At 62.8% G+C, this 24,729-nt stretch carries 20 protein-coding genes; 11 read left to right on the top strand and 9 right to left on the bottom strand.

All coding sequences use genetic code 11. The annotated features are described in order from the left end of the window. The 3 genes from ACOJCM_RS02150 to ACOJCM_RS02140 form a co-directional block, all read left to right on the top strand. A partial coding sequence (locus ACOJCM_RS02150) for an electron transfer flavoprotein subunit alpha/FixB family protein (RefSeq protein WP_445210415.1) occupies window positions 1-463 on the top strand: 463 nt, incomplete at its 5' end. A gap of 198 nt (window positions 464-661) precedes the next feature. Then, window positions 662-1,273 carry a superoxide dismutase gene (locus tag ACOJCM_RS02145; protein ID WP_445210414.1) on the top strand — a complete coding sequence of 204 codons (612 nt, stop codon included), beginning with the start codon at window positions 662-664 and terminating at the stop codon, window positions 1,271-1,273. A 195-nt stretch (window positions 1,274-1,468) separates the two neighbouring features. Beyond that, window positions 1,469-3,553 carry a TonB-dependent siderophore receptor gene (locus ACOJCM_RS02140; RefSeq protein ID WP_445210413.1) on the top strand — a complete coding sequence of 695 codons (2,085 nt, stop codon included), beginning with the start codon at window positions 1,469-1,471 and terminating at the stop codon, window positions 3,551-3,553. Window positions 3,554-3,611: 58 nt separating this feature from the next. Here the strand turns inward: ACOJCM_RS02140 and ACOJCM_RS02135 are convergent, their stop codons facing one another. Together ACOJCM_RS02135 and ACOJCM_RS02130 are read right to left on the bottom strand one after the other, a co-directional pair. Further along, window positions 3,612-4,379 carry an ABC transporter ATP-binding protein gene (locus ACOJCM_RS02135; protein ID WP_445210412.1) on the bottom strand — a complete coding sequence of 256 codons (768 nt, stop codon included), beginning with the start codon at window positions 4,377-4,379 and terminating at the stop codon, window positions 3,612-3,614. 82 nt (window positions 4,380-4,461) lie between these two features. Continuing rightward, window positions 4,462-4,866 carry a hypothetical protein gene (locus ACOJCM_RS02130; RefSeq protein ID WP_445210411.1) on the bottom strand — a complete coding sequence of 135 codons (405 nt, stop codon included), beginning with the start codon at window positions 4,864-4,866 and terminating at the stop codon, window positions 4,462-4,464. A gap of 215 nt (window positions 4,867-5,081) precedes the next feature. On the opposite strand from ACOJCM_RS02130, the gene fhuB reads away from it, so the two are divergent. Then, window positions 5,082-7,064: a Fe(3+)-hydroxamate ABC transporter permease FhuB gene (gene fhuB / locus ACOJCM_RS02125; protein ID WP_445210410.1), complete on the top strand. Its 1,983-nt coding sequence runs from the start codon at window positions 5,082-5,084 to the stop codon at window positions 7,062-7,064. Window positions 7,065-7,095: 31 nt separating this feature from the next. Here fhuB and ACOJCM_RS02120 read toward each other — a convergent pair whose 3' ends face one another. From ACOJCM_RS02120 to ACOJCM_RS02100, 5 genes are all read right to left on the bottom strand, one after another. Next, window positions 7,096-7,974: an ABC transporter substrate-binding protein gene (locus ACOJCM_RS02120; RefSeq protein ID WP_445210409.1), complete on the bottom strand. Its 879-nt coding sequence runs from the start codon at window positions 7,972-7,974 to the stop codon at window positions 7,096-7,098. Window positions 7,975-8,067: 93 nt separating this feature from the next. Continuing rightward, window positions 8,068-10,173, bottom strand: a complete 2,106-nt coding sequence (locus ACOJCM_RS02115; RefSeq protein ID WP_445210408.1) for a TonB-dependent siderophore receptor — start codon at window positions 10,171-10,173, stop codon at window positions 8,068-8,070. A 168-nt stretch (window positions 10,174-10,341) separates the two neighbouring features. Then, the gene (locus ACOJCM_RS02110; protein ID WP_445210407.1) at window positions 10,342-12,438 is read right to left on the bottom strand and encodes a TonB-dependent siderophore receptor; all 2,097 of its coding nucleotides are present in this window, start codon (window positions 12,436-12,438) and stop codon (window positions 10,342-10,344) included. Window positions 12,439-12,539: 101 nt separating this feature from the next. Continuing rightward, window positions 12,540-13,478: a helix-turn-helix transcriptional regulator gene (locus tag ACOJCM_RS02105; protein WP_445210406.1), complete on the bottom strand. Its 939-nt coding sequence runs from the start codon at window positions 13,476-13,478 to the stop codon at window positions 12,540-12,542. Window positions 13,479-13,677: 199 nt separating this feature from the next. After that, window positions 13,678-16,842: a cellulose binding domain-containing protein gene (locus ACOJCM_RS02100; RefSeq protein ID WP_445210405.1), complete on the bottom strand. Its 3,165-nt coding sequence runs from the start codon at window positions 16,840-16,842 to the stop codon at window positions 13,678-13,680. 372 nt (window positions 16,843-17,214) lie between these two features. Between ACOJCM_RS02100 and ACOJCM_RS02095 the strand changes: the two genes are divergently transcribed. From ACOJCM_RS02095 to ACOJCM_RS02070, 6 genes are read left to right on the top strand one after another with little or no spacing between them, the layout of a single operon-like run. Continuing rightward, window positions 17,215-17,982 carry a DUF3450 domain-containing protein gene (locus ACOJCM_RS02095; protein ID WP_445210404.1) on the top strand — a complete coding sequence of 256 codons (768 nt, stop codon included), beginning with the start codon at window positions 17,215-17,217 and terminating at the stop codon, window positions 17,980-17,982. Next, on the top strand, window positions 17,979-19,349 hold the full coding sequence (locus ACOJCM_RS02090) for a MotA/TolQ/ExbB proton channel family protein (protein WP_445210403.1): 1,371 nt from the start codon (window positions 17,979-17,981) through the stop codon (window positions 19,347-19,349). The genes ACOJCM_RS02095 and ACOJCM_RS02090 overlap by 4 nt, the downstream gene beginning before the upstream one ends. Continuing rightward, window positions 19,333-19,866: a MotA/TolQ/ExbB proton channel family protein gene (locus ACOJCM_RS02085; RefSeq protein ID WP_445210425.1), complete on the top strand. Its 534-nt coding sequence runs from the start codon at window positions 19,333-19,335 to the stop codon at window positions 19,864-19,866. Before ACOJCM_RS02090 ends, ACOJCM_RS02085 begins: the two co-directional genes overlap by 17 nt. Next, entirely contained in the window at window positions 19,859-20,266 is a 408-nt protein-coding gene (locus ACOJCM_RS02080; RefSeq protein WP_445210402.1) for an ExbD/TolR family protein, read from the top strand. The genes ACOJCM_RS02085 and ACOJCM_RS02080 overlap by 8 nt, the downstream gene beginning before the upstream one ends. Continuing rightward, entirely contained in the window at window positions 20,263-21,033 is a 771-nt protein-coding gene (locus ACOJCM_RS02075) for an energy transducer TonB (RefSeq protein WP_445210401.1), read from the top strand. The genes ACOJCM_RS02080 and ACOJCM_RS02075 overlap by 4 nt, the downstream gene beginning before the upstream one ends. Before the next feature lie 3 nt (window positions 21,034-21,036). Further along, window positions 21,037-22,116, top strand: a complete 1,080-nt coding sequence (locus tag ACOJCM_RS02070) for a hypothetical protein (protein WP_445210400.1) — start codon at window positions 21,037-21,039, stop codon at window positions 22,114-22,116. A gap of 4 nt (window positions 22,117-22,120) precedes the next feature. Here the strand turns inward: ACOJCM_RS02070 and xthA are convergent, their stop codons facing one another. Both xthA and ACOJCM_RS02060 read right to left on the bottom strand, forming a co-directional pair. Continuing rightward, on the bottom strand, window positions 22,121-22,951 hold the full coding sequence (xthA, locus tag ACOJCM_RS02065; protein WP_445210424.1) for an exodeoxyribonuclease III: 831 nt from the start codon (window positions 22,949-22,951) through the stop codon (window positions 22,121-22,123). Then, window positions 22,951-23,214: a hypothetical protein gene (locus ACOJCM_RS02060; protein WP_445210399.1), complete on the bottom strand. Its 264-nt coding sequence runs from the start codon at window positions 23,212-23,214 to the stop codon at window positions 22,951-22,953. The genes xthA and ACOJCM_RS02060 overlap by 1 nt, the downstream gene beginning before the upstream one ends. Before the next feature lie 194 nt (window positions 23,215-23,408). Here ACOJCM_RS02060 and rhlB point away from each other — a divergent pair, with 194 nt between their 5' ends. Beyond that, a complete protein-coding gene (gene rhlB / locus ACOJCM_RS02055) occupies window positions 23,409-24,683 on the top strand; it encodes an ATP-dependent RNA helicase RhlB (RefSeq protein WP_445210398.1) in 1,275 nt (424 codons plus the stop codon). Window positions 24,684-24,729: the final 46 nt, after the last annotated feature.

The following is a 24,729-nucleotide window of genomic DNA, read 5'->3' as shown; positions in this document are numbered from 1 at the left end:
GGGCGAAGGGGGCGGTGCCAGCATCGAGAACGTCGATGTCGTGGTGGAGAACGCCCAGTCCACCTTTATCAAGCAGGAGCTCGCCCAGAGCGACCGGCCCGAGCTGGCCGGTGCCAAGGTGGTCGTCTCCGGCGGGCGCGGCATGGGCAGCGGCGAGAACTTCAAGCTGCTCGAGGGCATTGCCGACAAGCTGGGGGCGGCCATCGGCGCCTCGCGCGCCGCGGTGGATGCCGGCTTCGTACCCAACGACATGCAGGTGGGGCAGACCGGCAAGATCGTCGCGCCGGAGCTCTACATCGCCGTGGGCATTTCCGGTGCCATCCAGCACCTGGCGGGGATGAAGGACTCCAAGGTGATCGTGGCGATCAACAAGGACGAGGAGGCGCCGATCTTCCAGGTCGCCGACTACGGCCTGGTGGGGGATCTGTTCGAGATCCTGCCGGAGCTGGAGCAGAAACTGTAAGTGCAAATTGGCGTGGACGAAAGCCGACCCCAGGTCGGCTTTCTTCATTGCAGTCCCCGTGAGGGGCTTTCATTAGCTTTAGCTATATCAAGTCAGCACATTCGCTATTAGCATGTGGTGCGACTTTTTGCCATGCTAGGTGGACGCAGTCATGGGGACTATTCCCCAGTATTCCCTTGCTTTCATGGAGGAGCGAAAATGCCGCATAAACTGCCCGAACTTCCCTACGCCTACGATGCGCTCGAACCGCACATCGATGCGATGACCATGGAGATTCACCACTCTCGGCACCACAAGACTTACGTCGACAAGCTCAACGCTGCGCTGGAAGGCACCGGGCTGGAAGACGTGCCGGTGGACGAGCTGCTGGCCAGCATCGAACGCGTACCCGAGGCCAAGCGGCAGGAAGTGATCAATAATGGCGGCGGCCACTCCAACCACTCCAAGTTCTGGCAGATGATGGCCCCGAACGGCGGTGGCCAGCCCCAGGGCAAGGTGGCTCAGGCCATCGACAGCGAACTGGGTGGCTTCGATGCCTTCAAGGAGGCCTTTACCAAGGCGGCCTTGGGGCGCTTCGGTAGCGGTTGGGCCTGGCTGAGCGTGACTCCCCAGAAGAAGCTCGTGGTGGAGAACACCCTGAACCAGGACAGCCCGCACATGCACGGCAATACGCCCGTGCTGGGTCTGGATGTGTGGGAGCACGCCTATTACCTGAAGTATCAGAACAAGCGCCCCGATTACGTGAATGCGTTTTTCAACGTGGTCAATTGGGAAGACGTGGAGCGCCGCTACCAGCAGGCCACTTCCTGATGGCTTGAACCACATCGCAGCAGCCATCCATCGCCGCGACCCTTGGTCGCGGCGATTTCGTTGTCAACCGGCTCCGTGATGCAGGTCATAAGAATGGAAACGATTCAGTTTTAAGTCGTTAACGATACGTATTATCATGTGTCTCGTGCAGGTACGCCCGCATCCGTCGTCATCCCAACCCGACAGAGACACGCCATGTCACGCTCTTGCTTTGTTCCCCTTGCCCACCCGCTAACTCAATCCATCCGTCATGCCTTGGGCCTCATGGTTACCGGTGCCCTCGCGGCAACACCGCTGCTCGCCATTGCCCAGGCGGAGTCGGAGCAGATGGATACGGTAGTCGTCGTCGGCACGGCACTGAAGGTCGACACGCCACTTGTGGAAACGCCGCGACCAGTTTCGAGCGTAGACCAGCAGGAGCTGGAGCGGCGTAACGTCCAGCAGCTCGATGAGACTTTCCGGTACCGAGCAGGAGTCTTGTCCGGCCATTATGGAGCTGATAACGATACCGACTGGTTCGAAGTGCGTGGACTGGACCACTCTACTTACCAAGATGGTCTACGTATTTATCGGGAGGGGTACTACCACTGGGTGCCGGAAACCTACGGGCTGGAGAGAGTAGAAATCTTTAAGGGTCCCTCGTCGATACTTTATGGTGAGGCGCCTCCAGGAGGACTGATCAATGCCGTTAGCAAGCGTCCCACAGCCGAGCCTCAGGGGCGTTTCGATCTACAGCTGGGCAATCGGGACCATCGTCATGTTGGTGTTGATAGTTCGGGACCGCTTACCGACTCAGGCGATGTGAGGTATCGGCTCGTAGGCACTTGGAAAGAGCGAGAAGGTGACCTTGATCACACCACCAATGAACGTTATTACTTTGCCCCCAGTTTGGAAGTAGATTTCTCCGACGATACTAGCTTGACGATACTTGCCAGTATGCAGAAGGATGACGCCGTACCCGTCAACCCTTTCAAGCCAAGTGTCGGCACCCTTAGCGATACGCCTTTCGGTAAGATAGATCGCCAGACCAATCTCAGCCAGCCTGAGTACGACACCAACGAGCGCACCCAAAGTTCATTGGGCTATGAGTTGGAGCGTTGGTTCAGTGACACTTGGCGCTTTGAACAGAACTTACGTTACAGTGAACTGGACCTTCTGCTTCATAGTAGCTATGCATCGCAAATGCTTGAAGATAACCGAAGTATATCTCAAGGACATGTCCATCGAGATGGAGAGATCAATAGTTGGACGATGGATAACAGGATGATTGGCAGCTGGTACGGGGACGGCTTCGAGAACACTCTTTTACTTGGCGTCGACTATCAAGACTTAAAATTGCAAGGCTGGGAGTTCGATGATTATGGTTCTTTCGGTATCGTAGATGCCTTCGCCCCGGAGTACGGAAACTTCACAGTTGTAGATTATGCTGAGCGCACCCGGCGCGAGATCGAAAAACAGCAGACGGGTATTTATGCGCAAAATCAGTTGCGTCTGGCCGACCGCTGGGTGCTACTAGGTGGTGCACGCTACGACCAAGCGGAGACTCGTAACGATTCGCGTGCGGCAAATGGAGAGAAAACTGCACAATATTCCGATGATAACCACCTAACCCTGTCTGGAGGCATTATGTATCTGGGTGAGGGTGGCTGGAATCCTTATCTCAGCTATGCGGAATCTTTCAGTCCGCCCACTTTTACAGGTGAAGATGGCGAATTGCATCAGCCCAGCGAGGGAGAACAATGGGAATTAGGAATGAAATTCGCCCCGGAGGGATGGGATGGCTATATGACGGCTGCCATCTTCGATCTCAAAGAGAGCAATAGCTTGTGGACGAGGCCCAATGGCACTCAGGCTCAGGTACCGGGAAGCCGTTCACAAGGGTTCGAAGTGGAGGGTAGCGTTCAGCTCAGCGAGCCACTACGCTTAACAGCTGCATATACCTATACGGATGCTCGTAATACCGAAACTGACCAGAGGCTATCAGGAATTCCGCGTCATCAAGCCTCTACCTGGATAGATTACGCCTACACGCAGGGAACATTGAGCGGCCTCCAGTTAGGAGGTGGCGTTCGGCATGTCGGGAGCAGCGTGGATGGTGAGCTCACGGTCCCTGATTATACTATGTTAGATGCGATGGTAAGATACGATTTGGATGACAGTTGGAGACTGCAGCTTAACGTCAACAATCTCACCGATGAAACCTATGTCGCATCTTGTAATTACTGGTGCTACTACGGCGAGTCACGCAGCGTGATCGGCAGCCTTAGCTATCGCTGGTAGATCATCAAAGCCAAGGCTCTAACCGGCGTGGCTACGTTACGTCGGGTAGAGCCGTTCTTCAGCACGCCACGGCGATCCGGTGCTCTCCGTTGGGGTGGGGCATTACCTGCATGGGCAGGCCGTAGATAGCTTCCAGCTTATCGCGGGTCATGATCTGTTCGGGAGTGCCATGGGCCAATACCCGACCGCTGTGCAGCGCGAGCAGCTCGTCGCAGTAGCGTGACGCCATGTTGATGTCATGCAGCACGATGATGACGCACAACCGAAGCTCGTCGCAAAGCTTGCGGATCAATGCCAGCACTTCCATCTGGTGGGCGATATCCAGCGCCGCCAGCGGTTCGTCCAGCAGCAGGAAGCGGCTCTCCTGTGCCAAGAGCATGGCCAGCCAGACGCGCTGGCGCTCCCCGCCGGAGAGGGTATCCACCAGGCGATCGGCAAAGGCTTCGGTGTGGCTGAGTTCCATGGCGCGTTCCACAGCCGTCTTGTCCTTCGGCGTATGTCGCCCCAGCAGGCCATGCCAGGGATAGCGGCCGAATCCGATCAGCTCGCGGCCGGTCAGGTTCTCGGCGCTGGGGAGGTGCTGAGGCAGGTAGGCGACCCGGCGGGCGAACTCGCGCTGCCCCCAGTCGCCCAGCGGGCGGTCATCCAACAGAATCTCGCCATTACTTGTCGGCTGCTGCTGGGCAAGCAGCTTGACCAGGGTCGATTTGCCCGAGCCGTTGTGGCCAATCAGGCCGTAGACCTTGCCTTCCTCGAAGCGATGCTCGACGGGCTTGAGCAGAAGTTTGCCATTGATTTCGAAGGTGGCGCCCCTGACCTCGAACATGCGGGTTCCTGTACGACGTGACGTTTCCCATAGGGTAAACGAGAATCGTTGCAATTATCTACCATCGCAACATGGTTGCGGTTTACAAGCCCAGCCAGGTCCGCAGGCGACGAGCGGGTGAGGAGACATGATGGGACGAAATGTCTTTGCCATTGTTCGCCAGTAGTGCCGTGGTTTCCTTCAGGGGTGCGATGACGGCTTCGAGATGATGCTGGCAGAGCTGTCGATTGAGAGCGGCGGGGCACTGTGCCATGAGCAGGCTGCAGTGGTAGAGCGCCGTGTCCAGCGACTGGCAGACATTCTTGAACGGGGCGGCTTCCCAGCGGCAGCGCTGCAGCTCGCCGAGGAGCATCTGCAACATCGAGGCATCCAGCCAGCACGGCGTATTGTCGGCGCTGGTGGAGCGTGCCACCGAAGCGTGAACGGCCTGGAAGGAGACATGCAGAAACACGCATGAATAGTACAGTTGGGAGCGTTCCGCATTCATGAAGTTACCATTGAACATCAATGAGACTTATTCTTATTTTGTGCCTGTCGAGCCCACCTGTCAATGACGCTAGGTTCGAAATTCAATTGAGAATCGATTTCAGTTAAGATCGGGCGAGTAAAACGTTACGCGAGAAGAGCCGAGAGCATGACCGACCATAGAGCGCAGCCAAGAGGACAAGTGCGAACCGCAGGTAATCGCCAGGAGCCGTGGGGATGAGAGGGAATACGCTGGCTTTTTCACCGGGGCGCGCCTGCCTGCTATTGAGCCTGCCCCTGCTGCTGCTGTTCTGGCTGGGGTTGCAGGAGCAGGGAGGATGGGAGCTGGGGTTGAAGGTGCTGGTCGCGCCTTCGCTGCAGGGGGTGGGTGAACTGCTGCTCTACTACGCCTGGTGGCCCAGGTTGACGATAGCGCTGTTGGCGGGTGGTGGCCTGGCCCTGGCCGGCGTGCTGATGCAGCAGGTGTTGCGTAACCCGCTGGCATCGCCCACTACCCTGGGCGTGGCCTCGGGGGCCAACCTGGCCCTGCTGGCGGCAACCTTGCTGGCGCCTGGCCTGCTGGCCGTAGGGCGTGAGTGGGTGGCGCTAGCCGGCGGGGGCCTGGCGATGGGGCTGGTCTTCGCCCTTGCCTGGCGCCGTGGGCTCGCCCCCATAGTGGTGGTGTTGGCGGGGCTCGTCGTCAACCTCTATCTCGGCGCGTTGGGCACGGCCCTGTTGCTGTTCAATCACGAGACGCTGTCGGGCTTGCTGATCTGGGGCGCCGGTTCGCTCGCCCAGAATGGTTGGGAAGGTGTGACGACGCTATGGCCCCGGCTGGCCATGGGAGCCGTAGCGGCCTGGTTCCTGCTGCGTCCATTGGCGGTGCTGGAGCTGGACGATGCCAGCGCCAAAAGCCTGGGGATATCGCTCATGTACCTGCGTTTTGCCGGAATGGGGCTCGCTGTCTTCCTTACCGGCAGTATCGTCAGCGTGGTCGGCGTCATCGGCTTCATCGGGCTGGCCGCCCCCAATATCGTGCGGCTGGCCGGGGCGCGGCGCCTCGGTGAGCGGCTGCTGTGGGGCACCCTTCTCGGCGCGGTGCTGTTGGCCACCACCGACCTGCTGCTTCAAAGCTTCACCGGCATGCTGCCTACCTTGATTCCCACCGGTGCGGTGACTGGTGCGCTGGGAGCGCCACTGCTGCTGTGGTTGATTCCCCGCTTGAGGCTTCAGGGCAACCGGGCGCCCCAACCGAACGCGGTGCCGGCAATCCGGCACCCTGCACCGGCGCGTCTCGCCGCTTGCCTCGGCATGGCATTACTGCTGGCGATCGTGCTGGGGCTGATGCTGGGGCAGGGCGTGAACGGCTGGTACTGGCTATCACCGGTCGACTGGGGTGTCATGCAATGGCGGCTGCCACGGGTTCTGGCGGCGGCGGCCAGTGGCCTGATGCTTGCCGTGGCCGGTACGCTGCTCCAGCGTCTCTCCGCTAATCCGATGGCTAGCCCCGAGGTGCTGGGGATAAGCGGCGGCTGCGCCATTGCGCTGATCCTTGGGATCTACCTGATACCTGCACCCAGCGGAGGGATGCTGATCACGGTCGGTACCCTGGGCGCCGTTGTCACTCTGTTGGTCCTGATAGGGCTCAACCGTCGCAGTGGCTTCGCACCCGAACGCCTGTTACTCAGCGGGGTGGCAATCGGTGCGCTGTTCGACGCGGTACGCAGTGTGATACTGGCGGGTGGCGATCCGCGAGGCCAGCAGGTCATCGCCTGGCTGGCGGGCTCGACCTACTATGTCGACCTAGGGAGTGCGCTGATGGTGGGCACACTGGCGGCACTGCTGGCACTCTTTACACTGCCGCTCTCGCGCTGGCTCGACATCCTGCCGCTGGGTCCAGCAACCACGCAAGCACTGGGAGTGGAGCTGAATCGGGCTCGACTCTCATTGCTCCTGCTGGTGGCCTTGCTGACGGCCTGTGCCACCCTGATGGTCGGGCCGCTCTCCTTCGTCGGGCTGCTGGCGCCCCACATGGCCAGGCTGCTTGGTCTGTCACGGGCGAAAGAGCATTTGCTCGGGGCTGCGCTGGTCGGTATGTTGCTGATGGTGCTAGCCGATTGGGTGGGTCGCCAGGTTATTTTTCCCTACGAAATTCCAGCCGGCCTGGTGGCTTCGCTAATTGGCGGTGCCTACTTCATGTGGGGGCTGCGTCGGTTGTAAGGGAGGGCGACGCCGCACGGTGAGGAGGCGCTCAGGTCTCCTCCGACGATTCGAGCGCGGCGACAAGAAGCTCGGCAAAGCGCTGTGCCGAGGGCAGGGCGCCAAAACTCCAGACCGGGGGCAGCGTGATCAAGGTGTCGTCGCGCACACTGGGGTGATGCTGCCAGAGGGCACTGCCGGCCAGCTTTTCCTCGACGCCCACGGGATAAGGTTCCACCACCACCAGGCGCGCCTCCAGCTCGAATAACCTTTCGATACCCACCAGGGCAAAACCCCAGTAGTTGGTTTCCTCCTGCCAGGCGTTTTCCAGCTCAAGGCGGTCCATCACCGTCTGGAAAAGACCGTTCTCGCCGAAGACCCGCACGTGTCGCTCGTCCATGAATTGCACGAGGAGCAGGGGAGGTAGCTCTTTCGGCAGCGCCTGGCGTAGTTCCTCGAAGCGCGCCTCGGTCGCTGCAATCAGCGCTTCGGCTTCCTCGATTCGACCGTGCGCCTGGCCCAGCGCACGTGTCAGCTCGAGTATGGCCTCCCAGGTATCGCTCTCCGGCGTATAGAGCGCATTGCTTTCAACTGGCGCAATGCGGCGCAAGCGAGGCGACAGATGGCTGAACATGGGCGTGATGATGATGCGTGAAGGATCGAGGTGGGCGAGCAGTTCGACGTTGGGTTGCGCGCGAAGCCCGATATCCGCGACCTCTCCCGGCAGGCGAGGCTTGCCGACCCAGCTGTGGTAATCCTCAACCTGGGCAACGGCATCGGGGGGAGCGTCCAGGGCGACCAGAGTTTCGGCCAGGGTCCAGTCTAGGGTGGCCAGGCCGCCTTCGTTGCCGGCCGTGACCGGCGTGGCTACCAACCATAGCCAGCCGAGGGCGCCGGTCAGTGAGATAAGTCGGAAAAGCAGGGAGGTCATGTATTTACTAGGTCTAAAAAGGAAAGAAACCGTGAAGCGGCCAAGATACGCCACCTCACGGTGCAGTGCCATGAATGCATTTCGCATGGCGAATCAGAACTGGTATCTCACGTTGGCGGTGACGCTGCGGCGGTCGCCATAGCCGCAGTCGGCCCCTTCGGACCGGCACCAGGCGATGTGCTCCTCGTCGGCGAGGTTCTTGGCATCCACCGAGAAGTCCCAGTTGCCCAGGGTATAACCTACCATAGCGTCGTAGAGCGTCACCGAGGGGACCAGGGGCGCGCCTGCTGCACCGACGCTGTCGCCGACGTAGCGCACCCCAGCACCGATGCGCCAGTTGCTGCCGACATATAAGCGATTCCACCAGGATGCCTGGCGCTCCGCCACGCTGGACAAGCGCTCGCCGGTGGCGTCATCGCGTGCGTTCAGGTCGGTGTAGGCCAGTTGGGTCTCGAAGCTGTCCCAGCGCTTGTTGGCTTGAAGCTCCCAGCCGTCAATGACCGCGCCGGTCTGTTCGGCGCCTCCGGGGGTCTGACCATCGCTGACGCGGTTCTGCTGGGTGATGTCGAAATAGGCGGCGGTGATACCCAGCGACTTGTCGGCAGAGAGATACTTGAAGCCGATCTCCTGTTGATCGCCGGTGGTCGGCTTGAGCGCATTCGCCGCGGGCGTTCCGTCGGTGCCTAGGTTCATGTCGAACGACTCGGCGTAGCTCGCATAGGGTGAAAGGCCGTTGTCGAAGCGATACATCAGGCCGATCCGGCCGGTCGTGGCTTCCTCGCGGCTCTCGGTAGCCGGCCCGTCGACCGCCAGGCTGCGGTTTTCCGCCCAGTCGTGGCGTAGGCCGGCGGAAATTACGACCGGGCCCACCTCGATGTGATCGGCCAGGTAGAGGCCTGTTTGCTCGATCTCGTTGTCGGGTCTGTCCGACGGCGTGATCACGTCCGTGTTGAGGTTGCCGTACCGGGGCTCGTAGAGGTTGAAGCTGCCGCCCAGTCCGTAGCCGTAGAAATAGTTGTCCTCCTCCCAGCGCGCATCTTGCCGATCCAGGCCCAGCAGTAGATGGTGGCGGGTAACGCCGAGATCGAGTTGTCCATTCAGCCGAGCGTCCAGGTTGAGGATTCGTGTGCTCCTGTCGACGGTATAAATGGTTCTTGATACCTCGCCGTTGGCATCCGGCACGCTGGGAATGTCGATCCAGTGTTCGCGGGTTTCAGCGTCGGAGCGAGTATAGCGCGCCGTAGCGGACAGGGACCAATCATCGGTAAAGCGATGATCAAGGAACAGGGTCGCCTCGGTCTTTTCGCGGTCGTAACGATCCCAGCCCGGTTCACCGACGAAGCGCTCGGAACCGATGTGTCCTCTAGAGCCTGGATCCAGCGTACCGGCTTGAGGAAGGAACTGGGCCGATACCTGCCCCTTGTTCTCCTGGCGATTCAACAGCAGCGTGATATCCGTGCTCTCGCTGGGGCGCCAGGTAAAGGAGGGGGCCAGCAGGTAGCCGTCGTCTGCGACGTGATCCACCTGTGTATCGCTGTCGCGCCCCAGGGCAACGAGGCGGTAGAGAAACTCGCCGCGCTCGTCCAGCGGGCCGGTGAGGTCCAGGGCTAGCTGCTTGCGGTCGAAGGTGCCGTACTGGGCCCAGATCTCCCCGCTGCGCTCTTCCCGGGGAAGCTTGGAGACGGCATTGACGATGCCGCCCAGGTCACCCTGGCCATAGAGCATCGAAGACGGTCCCTTCAGTACCTCGATGCTCTCCAAAGCGTAAACATTGGAGCGCACACTGTTGTACCAACCGTAATTCTGGCGCAGTCCATCCAGATAGCGTGCCGCATCCACGCCACGCACCTTGGCACTGTCGATGCGAGTGTCGAAGCCGAAGTTGCCGGCATGAACGCCTGAGGTGTAGAGCAGCGCGTCCTGGATCGACTTGGCGCCCGAATCGCGAATGAATGCCTCGTCGACGATCGAAACCGAATAGGGCTGCTCCTGGATGGCAATGTCCATCTTACCGACGTTGGGTTCACGCTCCAGTGCGAGATATTCGGGAGTGACGATGGCATCCGAGACGACTTCGACGGTCTCGAGCTCGACGAGGTCGTTCGTGACGGTCTGAGCAAGCGCGGCGAAGCTGGCTCCGGTCAGCGACACAAGAGCCGCCGAGCCGCAACGGCGCCAGAAAATGGGTGACGAAGGCATGGTGATCCCTTTGCTGTGTAATTTTAATGCAAATGATAGTTCTTATCATTAATATGCTAGAGGCTTCGCTTCGGCGAGTCAACGAGGCGTAATGGCAAAGTGGCGCCAGGGCCGAGACGCTGCCGTCCGGCTGCCGGCAGAGTTGCTTTTGCATATGAAGGGAGGAAATCAAAAGGCGTAGTTGATGCTGCCCAGGACGCCGCGCTCGGCGCCGAAGTAGCAGAACTCGAGCGAGTTGCACGAGGCGACGTACTCTTCGTCGGTGAGGTTGGTGACGTTGAGGCGCGCACTCATGCCGTCGAGGCCGAGTCTGCCGAGGTCGTAGCCCAGGGTGGCGTCGACGAGGGTGTATACCGGCACCTCAGCGGTGTTGGCCCGATCGGCCTGGATGCCGGCGTAGTGACGCACGCCGAGCCCGACATCGAGGCCGGCGAGCGCGCCCTTGTCGAAGGCATAGTTGCTCCACAAGCTGGCCAGGTGGCGCGGGGCGTAGATGGCGCGGTTGCCTTCGTTGCCGTCGTCGCTGCGCTTGTAGGTGATATCAGTATAGCTGTAGGCCGCCTGCAGCCGCAGGTTGTCGCTCAATTGGGTGTAGGCTTCGAATTCCAGGCCCTGGGATTCGATCTCACCCACCGCACGGTAAGGGTCGGTGGGCTGCTCCTTGGTGGCCACGTTCTCTTGGTTGATCTGGAACAGCGCCACGCTGTAGCGATCCTGAGTGACCGCCGGCTGGTACTTCAGGCCGGTTTCGAGTTGCCGGCCCTCCATCGGCGGCAGCAAGTCGCCCTCCGCATCGACGAAGCTCGTCGGAGTAAAGGCGGTCGAGTAGCTGAGGTACGGCGCAATGCCATTGTCGAACAGGTAGAGCAGCCCGGCTCGCCCACTGAATTGGGTGTCGTCTAGCTCGCTGGTATCGCCGCTGTCCAGGTTGGTGTTGGTGATGTCGACCCAGTCATAGCGTCCGCCGAGGGTCAGGCGCCATCTGCCGAGGGCCATCTGGTCCTGAACATAGACGCCGGTCTGGCGCAGCTCGTGATCCTCGCGCGTCGGCGGGTAGAAAGCGAGCGGCTCGGCGCCGTACTGAGGATCGAAGGCATCGATATCGGGGAGCATGCTGGAGGGCCATGACACCCGGTTGTCGCGCCGCTGGTAGTCGGTCCCGACCAACACGGTATGGTCGACGAAGCCGCCGGACAGGTTGGCCTCGAGCTGGTTGTCCAGGGTCCAGGCCTCCAGCGACTCGTCGGCGCCGGAGTAATAGCGGATCAGCTCGCTGTCCGATGCCCAGCCGTAGGCGTAGACCTGATTGAGCACAACATCGGAGTTGAGATAGTTGAGGCGCTGGCGCCCCGTCCAAGCCTCGCTGAAGCTGTGCTCCAGTTCGTAGCCCAGCATGCGCTGTGTGCGTTCGTACTTGTCATAGTCGTCTTCGCCTTCGAAGAAATTGTTCGATATGCGCCGGCCGCTGCGATCTACCACGGTGCCTTCATAGGGCAGGCCGGCGTGATAGCCTCCTTCGGGGTCCTGTTGCAGGTAGGCCTTGAGTGTCAGGCTGGTAGCGTCCGTCACGTCCCAGGTCAGCGAGGGCGCGATGGCGTAGCGCTCCTCCTCGACGGGGCCGAACTGGGTATCGGCCGCCCGGGCCAGGCCGACCAGTCGGTAGGCCACGCGCTGTTGCTCGCCCAGTGGTCCCGTCAGGTCGAAGGCGGCACTGCGCTGGCTGTTATTGCCCGCGGTGAGGCGCAGTTCGCCTCCCTGCTGGAACTGCGGTCGCTTGCTCGTGAGGGCGACCACGCCGCCCGGCGACGCCTGGCCATACAGCACCGAGGCGGGGCCTCTCACCACCTCGATGCTGTCGAGAAACCACGGATTGACGCTCATCGAGCTGTGCGAGTTGGTATCGCCCATTAGTTTGAGGCCGTCGAGGAAGGTATTGCTCAGACTGCCATCGGAAAAGCCGCGCAGTACCAGATAGTCGAAGCGATTGGAAGCGCCGATCTGGTTGGTGAATACGCCAGGACTATAATCCAGAGCGCGCTGCACCGTACGAGCGCCACGCTCCTCCCACTCCTCATGCTCGACGGTGGAGGTGGCCTGGGGCGTTTCATTGAACGGCGTCTCGGTCTTGGTCGCGGCCTGGCCGGTAACGGTCAGGGTTTCCAGCGTGGCGTCATTCGCCTCCTGTGACTGCTGAGCCTGGGCGCTAGTCACGGCAAGGGTGGACACGAGCGCGATGCTCAGTGTCAGTGGGTGGGGTGTCGGCATGACGGTTCCTCTGCGGAAATTGTCTCATCAGGTAATGAGAATTGTTCCTTTTATGAGGGCTGTTGTCCTATGCAGGCTGCTCAATGGGCTCTGCGCAATGCTCAAGTGGGACGATGCAGGGAACTTGGCGAGTAGCCGTAACGCTGGCGAAAGGCCGCGGTGAAGTTATTGGCATGCCGATAGCCCGCGCTCTGCGATGCGCGCTCGACCCCATGACCCTGAAGCAGCATCTGCCGGGCGATTTCAAGGCGCCTTTCGCGCAGGTAATCGAAGACGCTGCAACCGTACGCCGTCTGGAATTTGCGCCGCAGGGTGGCGGGGCTCATGGCGGCCAGTTCAGCCAGCGCCGCCAGGCGATGCGGTTCAGCCGGGCAAGACTGCAGCCGCTCGCGGACGCGCTCCAGCCGCTGCCATTCCCCTGGGGTGAACCGCACGCTTGGCATGTCGGGTTCCGGCGGCAGGCCATGAGCCAACAGCTGCAGTGCAATTCCCTCCCACTGCAGGCGCGATGCCACGCCGACCAGCGGGGAGTCCAGAGCCTGTTCAAGCATTTGCTGCATGCCGGTAGGCAGTGCCCAAGCATGCAAGCTCGTACTTGGCAAGTGCCTGCCGCCGCTGGCCTCGGCAAGGCGTGGCGCTTCCAGTGCCAAGGTCAGGGCGCGTATACGCTGGTTAGGGGGTTGCATGGCTTGCAGGCCTTCACGCTCGTTCAAGCTAACGCTCAGGGCTATGCCAGAGGTGAAATCGAGGCGCTTGTCCCCTAGGGCGACGTCGGCACGTCCTTCGAGCATGACGATGATCGAGAGCGGGGCGGGGCGACAAGAACGGGAATCGTAGCGCTGCAGCACTTCGATGTCCGAGGCGACCAACTGCATGCCGGCACCGGGCTCGAGCTCCTGGATGCGCCCGTGCAGTACCGGTACCTGATCTGCCGCACGACGCTGGGTAGGGAAGCGATAATCGATGCCGTAGCGTTCGCCGTAGGCGACGAGATCGCTCGCCGTATGCGCACGGGGAGGGAGAAGGCGCGAGTCGGTCATTGGCACAGTTGATTTCCCATGCAGGCTCGTCCGGAAGCTAGCATAGAACGAGTCGGATGCCAATGAGAGGGATTTGCATTGTTATCTTGGCGAAGAAACCTTTTCCGTGGCGTGACGATGACGAAACCGCTGGCAGGCGACGGCCGGCACGAAAACGCCCGGCACTTGGCCGGGCGCGGTAGTCACGACGTAGCGTCCGCTAGAGCAGGAAGTCCTCGGCGCGCAGGCTGTCCACGCCGAGGACGGCGATCTGCAGGTCGACGACGCCGTCGCCGTTGACGTCGCCTTGCACCAGAGAGCCTTCGCTACGCAATTCTCCAGCCGTGCCACTGAAGGCGGCATTGCTCACCCAGGCGAATCCCTGATCGCCTTCGCCGATGAGGTCGGCATCGATGTGCGAGAGATCGATCAGGTCGCCTTCGCTGCGGTCGAAATCGACGATGATGTCGCTGTCGAAAGCCGTGGATTCGAAGGTCGAGAGATAGACGAAGCGATCGCTACCTTCCCCGCCGGTCAGGCTGTCACTGCCAAGGCCGCCATAGAGCGAATCGGCTTCCGCCGTTCCGACGATGGCCTCGTCGGCGTCGGTGCCGATCAGTCCTCTGTCGGCGCGGGTCGGCTCGCCAACCAGATCGCCCGAGGCAATCACGTCCGTAGGAAGTGCCTGTTCGCTTCCTTGAACCTTGTAAGAGAAGCGCCACACCTCGCCCGGTTCCAGTACCGTGCCACCGTTGGCCGCGTCCACGGTATAGCCCGACTCGCTGACCGTGACCGAGCCGTTCCACAGTTCGACGATTGTGTCGGGCAGGCTGAAGTTCACCGAGGGCTGATTGATGACCACGTCCGATGTATTGGTCACGAAGACCTCGGTCATGTAGCCGTTCGACCAGGATTTTGTGATGTTGCTGCTGATTTCGAGGAAGTCCGCCGCCGTGGGAGCGGGGGCCAGCGCAGCGATGAGCTCGGCATCGGCGGTCTCTCCTGCTATCAGCGCCGCCGGATCGAATGCAAGTTCGGTTCCGTTCAAGGCAAGTGAGGTCGGTGCTTCACTCGTAGGCGCGTACGCCTTGAAGGAGAAGCGCATGACCCCGCCGGCCTTGAGTACATCGCTGCCGTCGTAGCTGACCTGATACTGTTCGTCCGACCGGGACAGCAGCGTGGCACCATAGAACTGGGCGATCTCTGCCGGCAGGGTGAAGGCAATCTCGGGGTTGGTGACGTCGCTAGCGGAATGGTTGGTAATTTCGACCCGCATGACGTAGCCTCCCGCCCAGCGATTGACCACGGCCAGTTCGACATCGAACTCGGCGGCGTCGGGTGCCGGAGTGTCGCTCGGGATATCCGCTTCTTCATCTACGGGCGTTGCGATGGGCTCGATCGTGCTCGACTCGGGTGCCGCCTCCACGGGCTCCTCTCCTCCGGCTTCCTCTGTGGAAAGCGGCTCGTCAGCGGCAGCTTCCTCAGCCGCCGGTTCACTGCCGACCGTTTCCTGCTCAGGCGAGGCAAGGATCTCCTCTACGGTGGGCACTACCGGAGCGCTGCCCAGTGAAACCGTACGCGTGGCAATATCGAGAACGGTGCCATCGACAAACAGCGCCCGTTCGATATTGAACAGCGTGTTGTCATCGCTCGCGCCATCAAGGAAGACACTGCCATCGTCGTCGAAGCGAATCTTGTAGGCACTATAGGTCTGTTCCATATGGGCGATGTCGAAGCCGGCACCGCCGTCGAGGATGTCTTCACCCATCCCGCCACGCAGGATGTCGTCACCGGCACCGCCGAGCAGCGTGTCGTGGCCCAGGGCGCCATCCAGGTACACCCCGTTGTCAGTGCCCTGGATGATGTCGTTGCGGCGCGAACCGACCACAAAATCGAAGGTAATCTGGTTGGCACCGGCCTCGGTGATGGCGCCGAAGGTCTTGCCGCCGTCGTTGTACCACACCACCGTCGACATGCCGTCTGCGTCGGCGTCGCGAATCGATTGTTCGACATGCACGGTATTGCCGTGGTCCTGGCCACCGTGAAAGTTGATGTCCCGGTCGGTGGAAAGGACATGAACGTCGTTGCCCACCGAGGAGCGCCATGAGGCGAACAGTACGCTATGGCGCATGCCCGAGTCCTCGAGGTGGCTCAAGGTCCCGTCGTAGCTCTCCCGCAATTCGAAGGCGTAGCCATTACCTCCCGTCCCCTTGTTGAAGGCCCCATGAACGCCGAGAGAGTTGGCGTTAAGGTCGAGGGAGAGGGCGAACTCAAAGGCGGTAGACGGCCCGTCGAGTACCTCGATGTCCTTGACCTGTGCGTTGACGGTGCCGTTGAGCTTGATTGCCTGGTACTCGGTCAGGTCCGAGAGGGTGTTGCTGAATGCGGCCTTATCGGGCGAGCCCAGCTCGAACTGTACCGTAAAGCCTTGCAGGGTCACGTTCTCCAGCGCGTCGAAACGCTGAACCTTGGTTTCCCCTCCGTCGAAATCGAAATGAACGCCCCGGTCCAGTGTTACCTTGCCACCTTCAACCGAGACCACCGTGGCCATGCTGGTCCGCAGCGGGGCATTGAGCTTCTGCCAGGAGGTGTCGCCGATCTCGTCGAAGTACTCCTGGGTATTGTCTTGCCAGATGCGCACGGTGTCGCCTGCTTGCAGGCCATGGTCGGCCTTGAGCGACAAGGTATTGACCCCCATCGCTGCATCTTGCTGAAGATAACCGGCAAACCGGGTCGCCGTGCTCTCCACCAGGAAGCCGTGCTTGTCGCCGGAGGCAAGGGCTTCATCGGTGAAGGTGATGCGCGTCTCGCCGCGCCCCGCGCCGACGATGGCGATATCCGAGCGACTGACCGTGATCATGTTATCGAAGTGATAGTCGCCCGCTGCCAGGCGTAGAATGCTGCCTGCCGGTTCGCTGTCGATCAGCGCCTGAAGTTCGACGGCGGTGATGTCCGGCCCGATGAGAGTTTCGCCCAAGGCGAGTGAGCTGGGCTCGGCGAGAGTCGTCTCGATGAACTCGACGGTTTCTGCAATCTCTGAGGTCTCGGGTGCAAGCAACGCTTGGGCTTCTGGGGAGTAGTCGGGGCTGACACCATTGACCGTCAGGCCGGTGGGAAGCTGGCCGCTCTCGCTGAGCACCTTGAACTTGAACCTGACGGTCTCGCCCGGGGCGATGTCGTTGCCAATGTCGTCATCGACAATGGAATAAAGGTTGCCGCTGTGGCCCTCGACCATCCCATCCCAGATATCGGTAATGGTGCCGTCCAGCGTGAAGTCGACCTTATAGTCGACGATCGGTTGTGTTCCCTGGTTGGAGATGAATATCTCCATCACGAAGCCGCCATTCCATTGGCTGCTGAGAGAGGCATCGATATAGGGACGCATGAGCTACTGCCTGAATAGGGAAAGCAGGCCGCCCGAAGGGGCGGAGGGTATGTCGGCTGCGAAAGAAGAGGAGCACATGCCAGCGCGATGTGGGCTCGTAGCATGGCCGGGCAGTCAGTTGCCCCTTGTCGTCCCTGGAGTCGTTCTATTGAGCAGGACAGGCTGAATATACCGTTTCGTTTCGTTTCGCTTTAGCAAGAAAAAAGCACATTTCTTTACGCATTTCCTAAGTCGCTTTGGCAGCAGCGCAAACCAGGAGGGCCAGAAGGTGGGGTGTGGCTAACTGGATTGATAACAATTATCATTAGTGGCATCATCTGACGCCGCCCAACCCAAGGCGACCGTTTGCCATCCACGTCTCGGAGTTAGCCAGTGAGATCGTTTCGCCACCCCTGCCTCATGTGTCTGCTCTGGCTGGGGCTCGTTGCCTCGGCCGGTGCCGACCCCGACGTTCGCGAGGAAGCCAGGCAAGCCCAACGCAGTCAGGCTGAACTTCAGGCGCGCATCGACGAAGCCGATGACGAGTCGCGGGCCATGCTCGAGGAGCTGCGCGAGCTGGAGCGCGCCGAACGGCGTCTGGCGCGTGAGAATGCCGAGCTCGCCCCGCGGGTTCAGCGCCAGGCCGAGTCCCTGAGCCGGCGTGAGCAAGCCCTGGATACCCTGGAAGAGACACGCGACGCCCTGCCCGAGCTGCAGGAGCGGATGCTCGAGCGCCTCGAGCAGTGGGTCGAGAACGACATGCCCTTCCTGCGCGAGGAGCGCCTGGCACGGGTTGCCAGCCTGCGCTCACAGGCCGGCGAGCTGTCTTCCGTCGAACGCTGGGAGCGAATCGTCGAAGCCTGGCGCGCCGAGCTGGAGTACGGGCGAGAAGTCGATGCCTGGCGGGGTTACCTCGGCGAAGGTGAGTCGCGCCGCGAGGTGGACTACCTGCGATTGGGGCGTGTGGGCTTCTACTACCTCACGCCGGACGGTCGCGCCGGGCGGGTATGGCAGGCCGAGGCCGGCAGCTGGGCCGCGCTCGACGAGGAGCAGCGGCGCGAGGTGCGTAACGGCCTGCGTATCGCGCGCGATCGCCGCGCACCGGAACTGCTCAGCGTGCCGTTGTCGCAGCCGCTCGAGTCGGTGGAGGACGAGACATGAAGTCGATACGTTTCGCCGCGGGCCTGCTGGCAGTGTTCTGGTTGAGCGCTGGCCTGGCCCAAGCCCAATCGGACCCGCTCGAAAGCCTGCGTGCCGAGCGTGAAGCTGCGGAAAGCCGCGATCGCGCGCGCCTGGCCGAGCTGGTCGAGGATCGCGAGGCGCTCGAGGCAGCCCTGGAAGAGGCGCGAGCTGCCCACGCCGAGGCCGAGGCGCACCACGCGGAGCTGCAGGAGAGGGCACGCGAGCAGGCCGAGCGAGCCGATGCGCTCGAAGCGCGTCAGGACGAACAGGGCGACGACCTCGAGGCGATCCTGGCCTCGCTGAAGCAGCACAGCGGCGAGCTGCGTGACAGCCTGGCCGATAGCTGGCTGGTCGTGGGGGGAGCCGAGTTGCCGCCACGCCTCGATTCCGCCGAGGTGCTCGAACTTGAACAACTGGAAGCGTTCGCCGACCGCCTGATCGCGCTGACCGCCGATACCGGCCACGTGGTCCGCTTCGAAGCGCCAGTGGCCGACGCCAGTGGGGAAATCGCTCCCCGCGAGATCGTGCGCCTGGGCGACTTCGCCGCTTTTACTGACAGCCACCTGTTGCGCCGTGGCGCCGACGACGAGGCGCTATCGGTGGTCGATCGCACGCCGCCCGAAGTGGCTGAAAGCCTGGCGGCCTTTCACGCCGGCGAATCGCGCGAGCTGTCGCTGGACCCGACACGGGGCGAGGTGATGGCGGCCCTGGCGCAGCGGCCCAGCCTGGTCGAGCGCTTCCACCAGGGCGGTGCAGTGGGCTACGTGGTGGTCGGCTTGGGTGCCGTCGGCCTGCTGGTAGCGTTGCTGCAGTATACCTACCTGCTGAAAGTGAGCCTGGCCATGCGCCGCCAGCTGGGCAATCTCGACACGTTGCGCGACGACAACCCACTGGGTCGTGTGCTGCAGCGCTTCCGTGCGCTGCGGGACGACCCGGTCCCGGAAGCGCTGGAGGCCCGGCTCGACGAGGCGGTGCTGGCCGAGCTGCCGCGCCTCGAGCGCGGCCAGCCCATCGTCAAGCTGCTGGCGGCGGTGGCGCCGCTGCTGGGGCTGCTGGGCACCGTGACCGGGATGATCGTGACCTTTCAGGCCATCACCGTCTTTGGAACCGGCGATCCGCAGTTGATGGCCGGTGGTATCAGTCAGGCGCTGGTGACGACGGTGCTTGGCCTTATCACTGCCGTGCCGCTGCTGTTCGCCCATACCGCTCTGGCAGGCCGCAGCCGGCACCTGGCAGGCCTGGTCGAGGGGCAGGCCAGCGCTGCCTTGGCCGAGCAGCTCGAGCAGCGTCCGCATGGGCCCGATAGCGTAACCGGAAGCGCGCACCGTGATCCCGCTCTGGCTTGAGCCGCTGGAGCGCCTGGTCGAGGCCGGCGGCTCCGTTCTGGTCGTGATCGTCCTGGTGGCGATGCTGCTGTTCAGCCTGGCTCTGGAGCGGGTGTGGTATTTCCGCATTACCTATCGCCGGGCGAGGCGTGCGTTGATCGAGCGCTGGGCGGCGCGTCAGGACCATATGAGCTGGAGTGCGCTCACGCTGCGTGAAGCCTGGACGCGAGACCTGATCGGGCGGCTGCGTCGACCGCTGCCGTGGCTCAGGCTGCTGGTGGCGCTGTGCCCGCTGCTCGGCCTGCTGGGTACCGTGACCGGCATGATCGCCGTCTTCGACAGCCTGGCCATGACCGATACCAGCCAGGCCCGGGCCATGGCCGATGGTGTGGCCCGGGCCACCCTGCCCACCCTGGCCGGCATGGCGGTGGCGGTGGTGGGGCTACTGTTCACCAGCCGGCTTGAGCAAATTATTCGGCGTGAGGACCAGCGGCTGCATGACCGCCTGGCCCGCGCCGTGGAGGATACCGATGCGTAGACGCCGCCTTGGCGCCGACGACGGCGAAGCCAGTGAAGTCAACCTGACGCCGATGCTTGACGTCGTTTTCATCATGTTGATTTTTTTCATCGTCACCACCAGCTTCATCAAGGAGAGCGGGGTGGAGATCGATCGGCCCGAGTCGAGTGCCGCCTCGCCGCGGCCCGATGCCCAGGTGATGGTCGCGATCACGCCCGAGGGCGCGGTCTGGGTCGACGGACGTGCGGTGGACCTGCACCGCGTCGGAAGCGAGGTGGCCGGGCTGGTCAGTGACGACGGCTCGGTCGTGATCCAGGCCGATCGCGACTCCACCACCGGCCTGCTCATCGAGGTCATGGACCGCATCCGCGAGGCGGGAGTAGAGCAGGTGGCAGTCGCTGCAAGCCGGAGCCGGCCGTGACGCGCGTTCCGTTCTCGTTGCTGGGCGGGGTGGCGCTGGCGCTGTTGCTGTTCTGGCTCCTGGCGCTGTTGGTGACGCCGCCGGAGGAGGAATTCGACGTGCTCGATGCCAGCATGATGATGAGCATGGTCGAGGCGCCCGACATTGTGGAGGAGGAGGTGGCGGAACCTGATGTCGAGCCGCCGCCACCCCAAGCCGAAGCGTCTCCGCCGCCTCGCCCCGAGCCGCTGCCGCCGTTGGAGAGCGAGGTCGCCATGCCGGAACCGGAGCTGCCGCCTGAGCCGGTCGAGTCGCCGGAACTCGACTCGAGCCTCCCCGAGCTCAGTGAAGTTCAGCCCGAACCTGAGCCCGTCCCCGAACCCGAACCTGCTCCGGAGCCAGAACCCGAGCCAGCCCCGGAACCGTCACCTGCGCCCGAGCCGAGTCCGTCGCAAACAACGACAGCGAGCGTGGCGCCCGGATCGGAGCCCGAGCAGGCGGCTCCTGCCGAGCAGGGACCGGTCGATGTCGGAGAGATCGCACCGACCAGCCGTGTACCGCCGGAATATCCATCACGCGCCCAGCGTCGTGGTCTCGAAGGGCATGTGGAGCTGCAGTTCCTGATTCGCCCCGATGGCAGCGTCGATCGCTCGTCCATTCGCGTGATCGAATCGCAACCGCGCAACGTGTTCGATTCGGCCGCAGAACAGGCCGTGGCGCGCTGGCAGTTCGAGCCGGCCGAAGGCGTGCGCCGGGCCCGCCAACGTCTCGAATTCCAGCTGAGGTAACGCATGCCGATTCGTGCCGTGATTCGCTTGATTGCCTGTCTGGCGTGGTTGCTACCCGCCGTGGCGCTGGCCGATGCGCCGGCGTTGCCAGGCGATATCATCGCCGACCTCGAGCGGCTGCAGACACAGCTTCAGCAGGGCGAGTACGACAGCGTAGGCGAGCGAGCCCGCGCGCAGGCTCGCCGCTTCGAAGGCGGAAATGCCGCCGACCGTTGGGCCGGCGCGCTCTACCGCCAGCTGGCGGCGGGGGCCGAGGCCGGGGCGGGGCGTCGCGAGGAGGCCGCGGAGCATTTGCGCCGCGCCCGTCAGGTTCAAGAGGCGCCGCAGCGTCAACGCGACCGCTGGCTGCGCGAGGAGGCCAGGATGCGCATGGCGGCAGGGCAGGCCGAAGAGGCGGTAGCACTGTGGCTCGACTGGCACGAACGGCATGATGGCAATACCGACGACCGGTGGCGCCTGGCCCGCGCTCTGGCTGAGCTGGAGCGTTGGGAAGAAGCTGCGAGCTGGGTGGAACGCGCCCTGGCCGACGACTCCGATCCGAATGAGCACCGGCAGGCACTGGCAGCCGCCGTTTACCAGCGCGCGGGGCGTGGCGAGCAGGCCCTGGCGAGCCTCGAGGCCTCGCTGACTCCCCAGGCTGAGCCCGCCGCATGGCGGCGGGCCGCTGCGCTGGCCCATGGGCTCGGCGATGCGTCGCGGGCCGCAGCGATCTGGGAAGCCGGCTGGCGGCTGGGTGTGCTGGAGGGGGAAAAGGATCTGCGCCAGCGTATCGACTTGCACCTGGCCGCCGGCACCCCGGCAAGGGCGGCGGAGTACCTCGAAGCGGCGCTGGCCGACGAGGCATTGCCCGATACCCTGGACAACCGTCGCCTGCTGGCCCGCGCCTGGGAAGAGGCTCGCGAGCGCGAACGCGCACTGGATGCGTGGCGTGACGTGGCCCGGCGAAGCGAAGAGGGCAGCGATTGGCGGCGCCTGGGGCTGCTGGCCCACGCCTGGGGCCGGCTGGAGCTGGCTCAGGCGGCCATGCAGCAAGCCCAGGCGCGAGGTGTCGAAATCGACGAGAGTTGGCTCTCGACCCGCTAGGACGTCACAAGTCGAACTCGGTCCACACCGGAGCGTGGTCCGAGGGTCGCTCCATGCCGCGCAGGTCGTAATCGATACCGGCGTCGCGCACGCGCTCGGCCAGCGGCGCCGTCACCAGCATGTAGTCGATGCGCAGGCCGCGCCTGGGTTCACGCTCGAAACCGCGTGAGCGATAGTCGAACCAGCTGAACCGGTCGTCAGCGTCGGGATAGCGCACCCGGTAGCTGTCGCTGAGCCCCCATGACTTGAGCGTGCCCAGCCACTCCCGTTCGATTGGCTGGAAACTCGTCTTGCCTTCGCGCAGCCAGCGCTTGCGGTTGGCCTCGCCAATACCGATATCGATGTCTTCGGGCGAGATATTGAAATCGCCCATGACGACCAGCCGTTCGTCCGGCCGGTGTCGTTCGCGCAGCAGTTGGGTCAGCTGGGCATAAAACTCGCGCTTGTTGGGGAACTTGGTAGGGTGCTCGACGTTCTCGCCCTGCGGAAAGTAGCCGTTCCATACGGTCAACGTCTCGCCGTCGGCGGTACGCAGCCGTGCCCCGATCAGGCGCCGCTGGGATGCCTCGCCGTCGCCTGGCAGGCCGAAGAAGACTTCTTCCGGTCCACTGGGGCAAAGTGCCTTGTGACACATCAGGGCGACGCCGTAATGACCCTTCTGGCCGTGGTAGTGGACGTGGTAACCCATGGCCTCGACCGCATCGCGGGGAAACTCGTCGTCATGGACCTTGGTTTCCTGCAGGCCGATCAGCAGTGGTCGATGGCTGGCAATCAAGGCTTCGAGTTGGTGCATCCGGGCACGCAATCCATTGATGTTGAACGAGACCAGGCGTATCACTCTTCGCGCTCCTCGCTGTTCGCTGGGTCGTTGTCAGAGGCGTTGCGCTCAGGATGGATGGCAATGTCGGCACCCTGTTCCTGGCGGGCCAGCTTGCGCGCTGCCTGTAGCTTGCGCTGCTGGCGCTTCTTCTGGGTGAAACGGCGCGACGAGGTCACCTGATCGGGATTCTCATGGCGCCACTTCTTGTAGTCCTTGCGCTTGCCGGTGCGGATGGTCACCTTGTCGGCCAGCGAGCGTGTCTTCTTGCGGCGTGTCATCGGGCCTGGCTCCGTGGGTGTCGAGTGGCAGCAGAAGCGCCATTCTACCAGTCCGATGCAAGAGGCGCGCCCTCGACGCCATAGGCTGGTACAATATGCGGCTGTACAAAGTTCAGGAAACGCTGATCGAGTCGGCGAGCGAGTTGAAGCGCAGCGTTTCCTTCATTCATTGCTACGGACAAGATACATAGCCTATGAGCGAGTCGGAACAGACCACAGCCCCGGCCGAAAACCGCAAGCCCAAGCGTCGTCGTCGCAAGCCGCGCCGCCGCCAGTCGAACTGGGATCTGCGCCAGTTTCAGGTGCCTGCCGTGGCGGGCAAGTGGCGCTTTCACGACTTCGACCTGCCCCTGCCGCTGATGCGTGCCATCCATGCCCTGGGTTTCGAGTACTGCACGCCGATCCAGGCCGAGGCACTGACGCACACCTTGCTGGGTGGCGACGTGGTCGGCAAGGCCCAGACAGGTACCGGAAAGACTGCCGCCTTTCTGATCTCCATCCTGGCCTACTTCCTCGAGGAAGAGACGCCGGATGGCCAGAAGCCCGGTGCGCCGCGTGCCTTGATCGTGGCGCCGACCCGTGAACTGGCCCTGCAGATCGAGAAGGACGCCAAGGCACTCGCGCGCTTCACCGACCTCAACGTGGCCAGCGTGGTCGGCGGCATGGATTACCAGAAGCAGCGCGAGAACCTGGGCAAGAAGCTCGATATCCTGGTGGCGACACCGGGGCGCCTGCTCGACTTCCACGAGAAGCGCGACGTGGATCTGACCCAGGTCGAGATCCTGGTGCTCGACGAGGCCGACCGCATGCTGTCGATGGGCTTCATTCCCGATGTCAAGCGCATCATCCGCCATACGCCCAATAAGGAGGAGCGCCAGACCTTCCTGTTCTCGGCCACCTTCTCCCACGACATTCTCAACCTGGCCAGCCAGTGGACCCACCAGCCGGCCCACGTCGAGATCGAGGTGACGGTCGACAACAAGGCCAACATCGATCAGCGCGTCTACCTGGTCAGCGACGAGGACAAGCCACGCCTGCTGGTCAACCTGCTCAAGCAGGAGAGCTTCGATCGGGTGATGGTGTTCGGCAACCGGCGTGACCTGGTGCGCAAGCTCGAGGGGCTGCTGAAGAAGGCCGACATCAACGTGGCGTTGCTCTCGGGCGACGTGCCGCAGAATCAGCGCATCAAGACGCTCGAGCGCTTCCGCGAGGGCGAGGTGCAGGTGCTGGTGGCCACCGACGTGGCTGGTCGTGGCATTCACATCGAGGATGTCAGCCACGTGATCAACTACACCCTGCCCGAGGATCCGGAGGACTACGTTCACCGCATCGGGCGTACCGGCCGCGCCGGTGCCGCCGGGGTGTCGATCAGCTTCGTCGGCGAGGAAGATGCTTTCTCGCTGCCCGAGATCGAGCGCTACATTCAGGATAAACTGCCCTGCGAGCATCCGCCTGAGGGGCTCCTGTAACCTCGAGTTGGCTCATCGCACGAAGGCGCCGGGGACAGGTTGAAGA

This window comes from Billgrantia hypersalina, from assembly GCF_052584175.1.
Note: the sequence above shows the minus strand (reverse complement) of the source record. Positions and strands in the feature narration are given on the sequence as shown.

What these genes read in the sequence shown, in the direction of transcription:
- ACOJCM_RS02060 (WP_445210399.1), bottom strand. Translation starts at nt 23,214, where the DNA reads ATGACACGCCGCAAGAAGACACGCTCGCTGGCCGACAAGGTGACCATC.
- ACOJCM_RS02070 (WP_445210400.1), top strand. Translation starts at nt 21,037, where the DNA reads ATGCCGATTCGTGCCGTGATTCGCTTGATTGCCTGTCTGGCGTGGTTG.
- ACOJCM_RS02120 (WP_445210409.1), bottom strand. Translation starts at nt 7,974, where the DNA reads ATGACCTCCCTGCTTTTCCGACTTATCTCACTGACCGGCGCCCTCGGC.
- fhuB (WP_445210410.1), top strand. Translation starts at nt 5,082, where the DNA reads ATGAGAGGGAATACGCTGGCTTTTTCACCGGGGCGCGCCTGCCTGCTA.
- ACOJCM_RS02135 (WP_445210412.1), bottom strand. Translation starts at nt 4,379, where the DNA reads ATGTTCGAGGTCAGGGGCGCCACCTTCGAAATCAATGGCAAACTTCTG.
- ACOJCM_RS02130 (WP_445210411.1), bottom strand. Translation starts at nt 4,866, where the DNA reads ATGAATGCGGAACGCTCCCAACTGTACTATTCATGCGTGTTTCTGCAT.
- ACOJCM_RS02105 (WP_445210406.1), bottom strand. Translation starts at nt 13,478, where the DNA reads ATGACCGACTCGCGCCTTCTCCCTCCCCGTGCGCATACGGCGAGCGAT.
- ACOJCM_RS02100 (WP_445210405.1), bottom strand. Translation starts at nt 16,842, where the DNA reads ATGCGTCCCTATATCGATGCCTCTCTCAGCAGCCAATGGAATGGCGGC.
- ACOJCM_RS02110 (WP_445210407.1), bottom strand. Translation starts at nt 12,438, where the DNA reads ATGCCGACACCCCACCCACTGACACTGAGCATCGCGCTCGTGTCCACC.
- ACOJCM_RS02145 (WP_445210414.1), top strand. Translation starts at nt 662, where the DNA reads ATGCCGCATAAACTGCCCGAACTTCCCTACGCCTACGATGCGCTCGAA.
- ACOJCM_RS02080 (WP_445210402.1), top strand. Translation starts at nt 19,859, where the DNA reads ATGCGTAGACGCCGCCTTGGCGCCGACGACGGCGAAGCCAGTGAAGTC.
- ACOJCM_RS02090 (WP_445210403.1), top strand. Translation starts at nt 17,979, where the DNA reads ATGAAGTCGATACGTTTCGCCGCGGGCCTGCTGGCAGTGTTCTGGTTG.
- rhlB (WP_445210398.1), top strand. Translation starts at nt 23,409, where the DNA reads ATGAGCGAGTCGGAACAGACCACAGCCCCGGCCGAAAACCGCAAGCCC.
- ACOJCM_RS02140 (WP_445210413.1), top strand. Translation starts at nt 1,469, where the DNA reads ATGTCACGCTCTTGCTTTGTTCCCCTTGCCCACCCGCTAACTCAATCC.
- ACOJCM_RS02115 (WP_445210408.1), bottom strand. Translation starts at nt 10,173, where the DNA reads ATGCCTTCGTCACCCATTTTCTGGCGCCGTTGCGGCTCGGCGGCTCTT.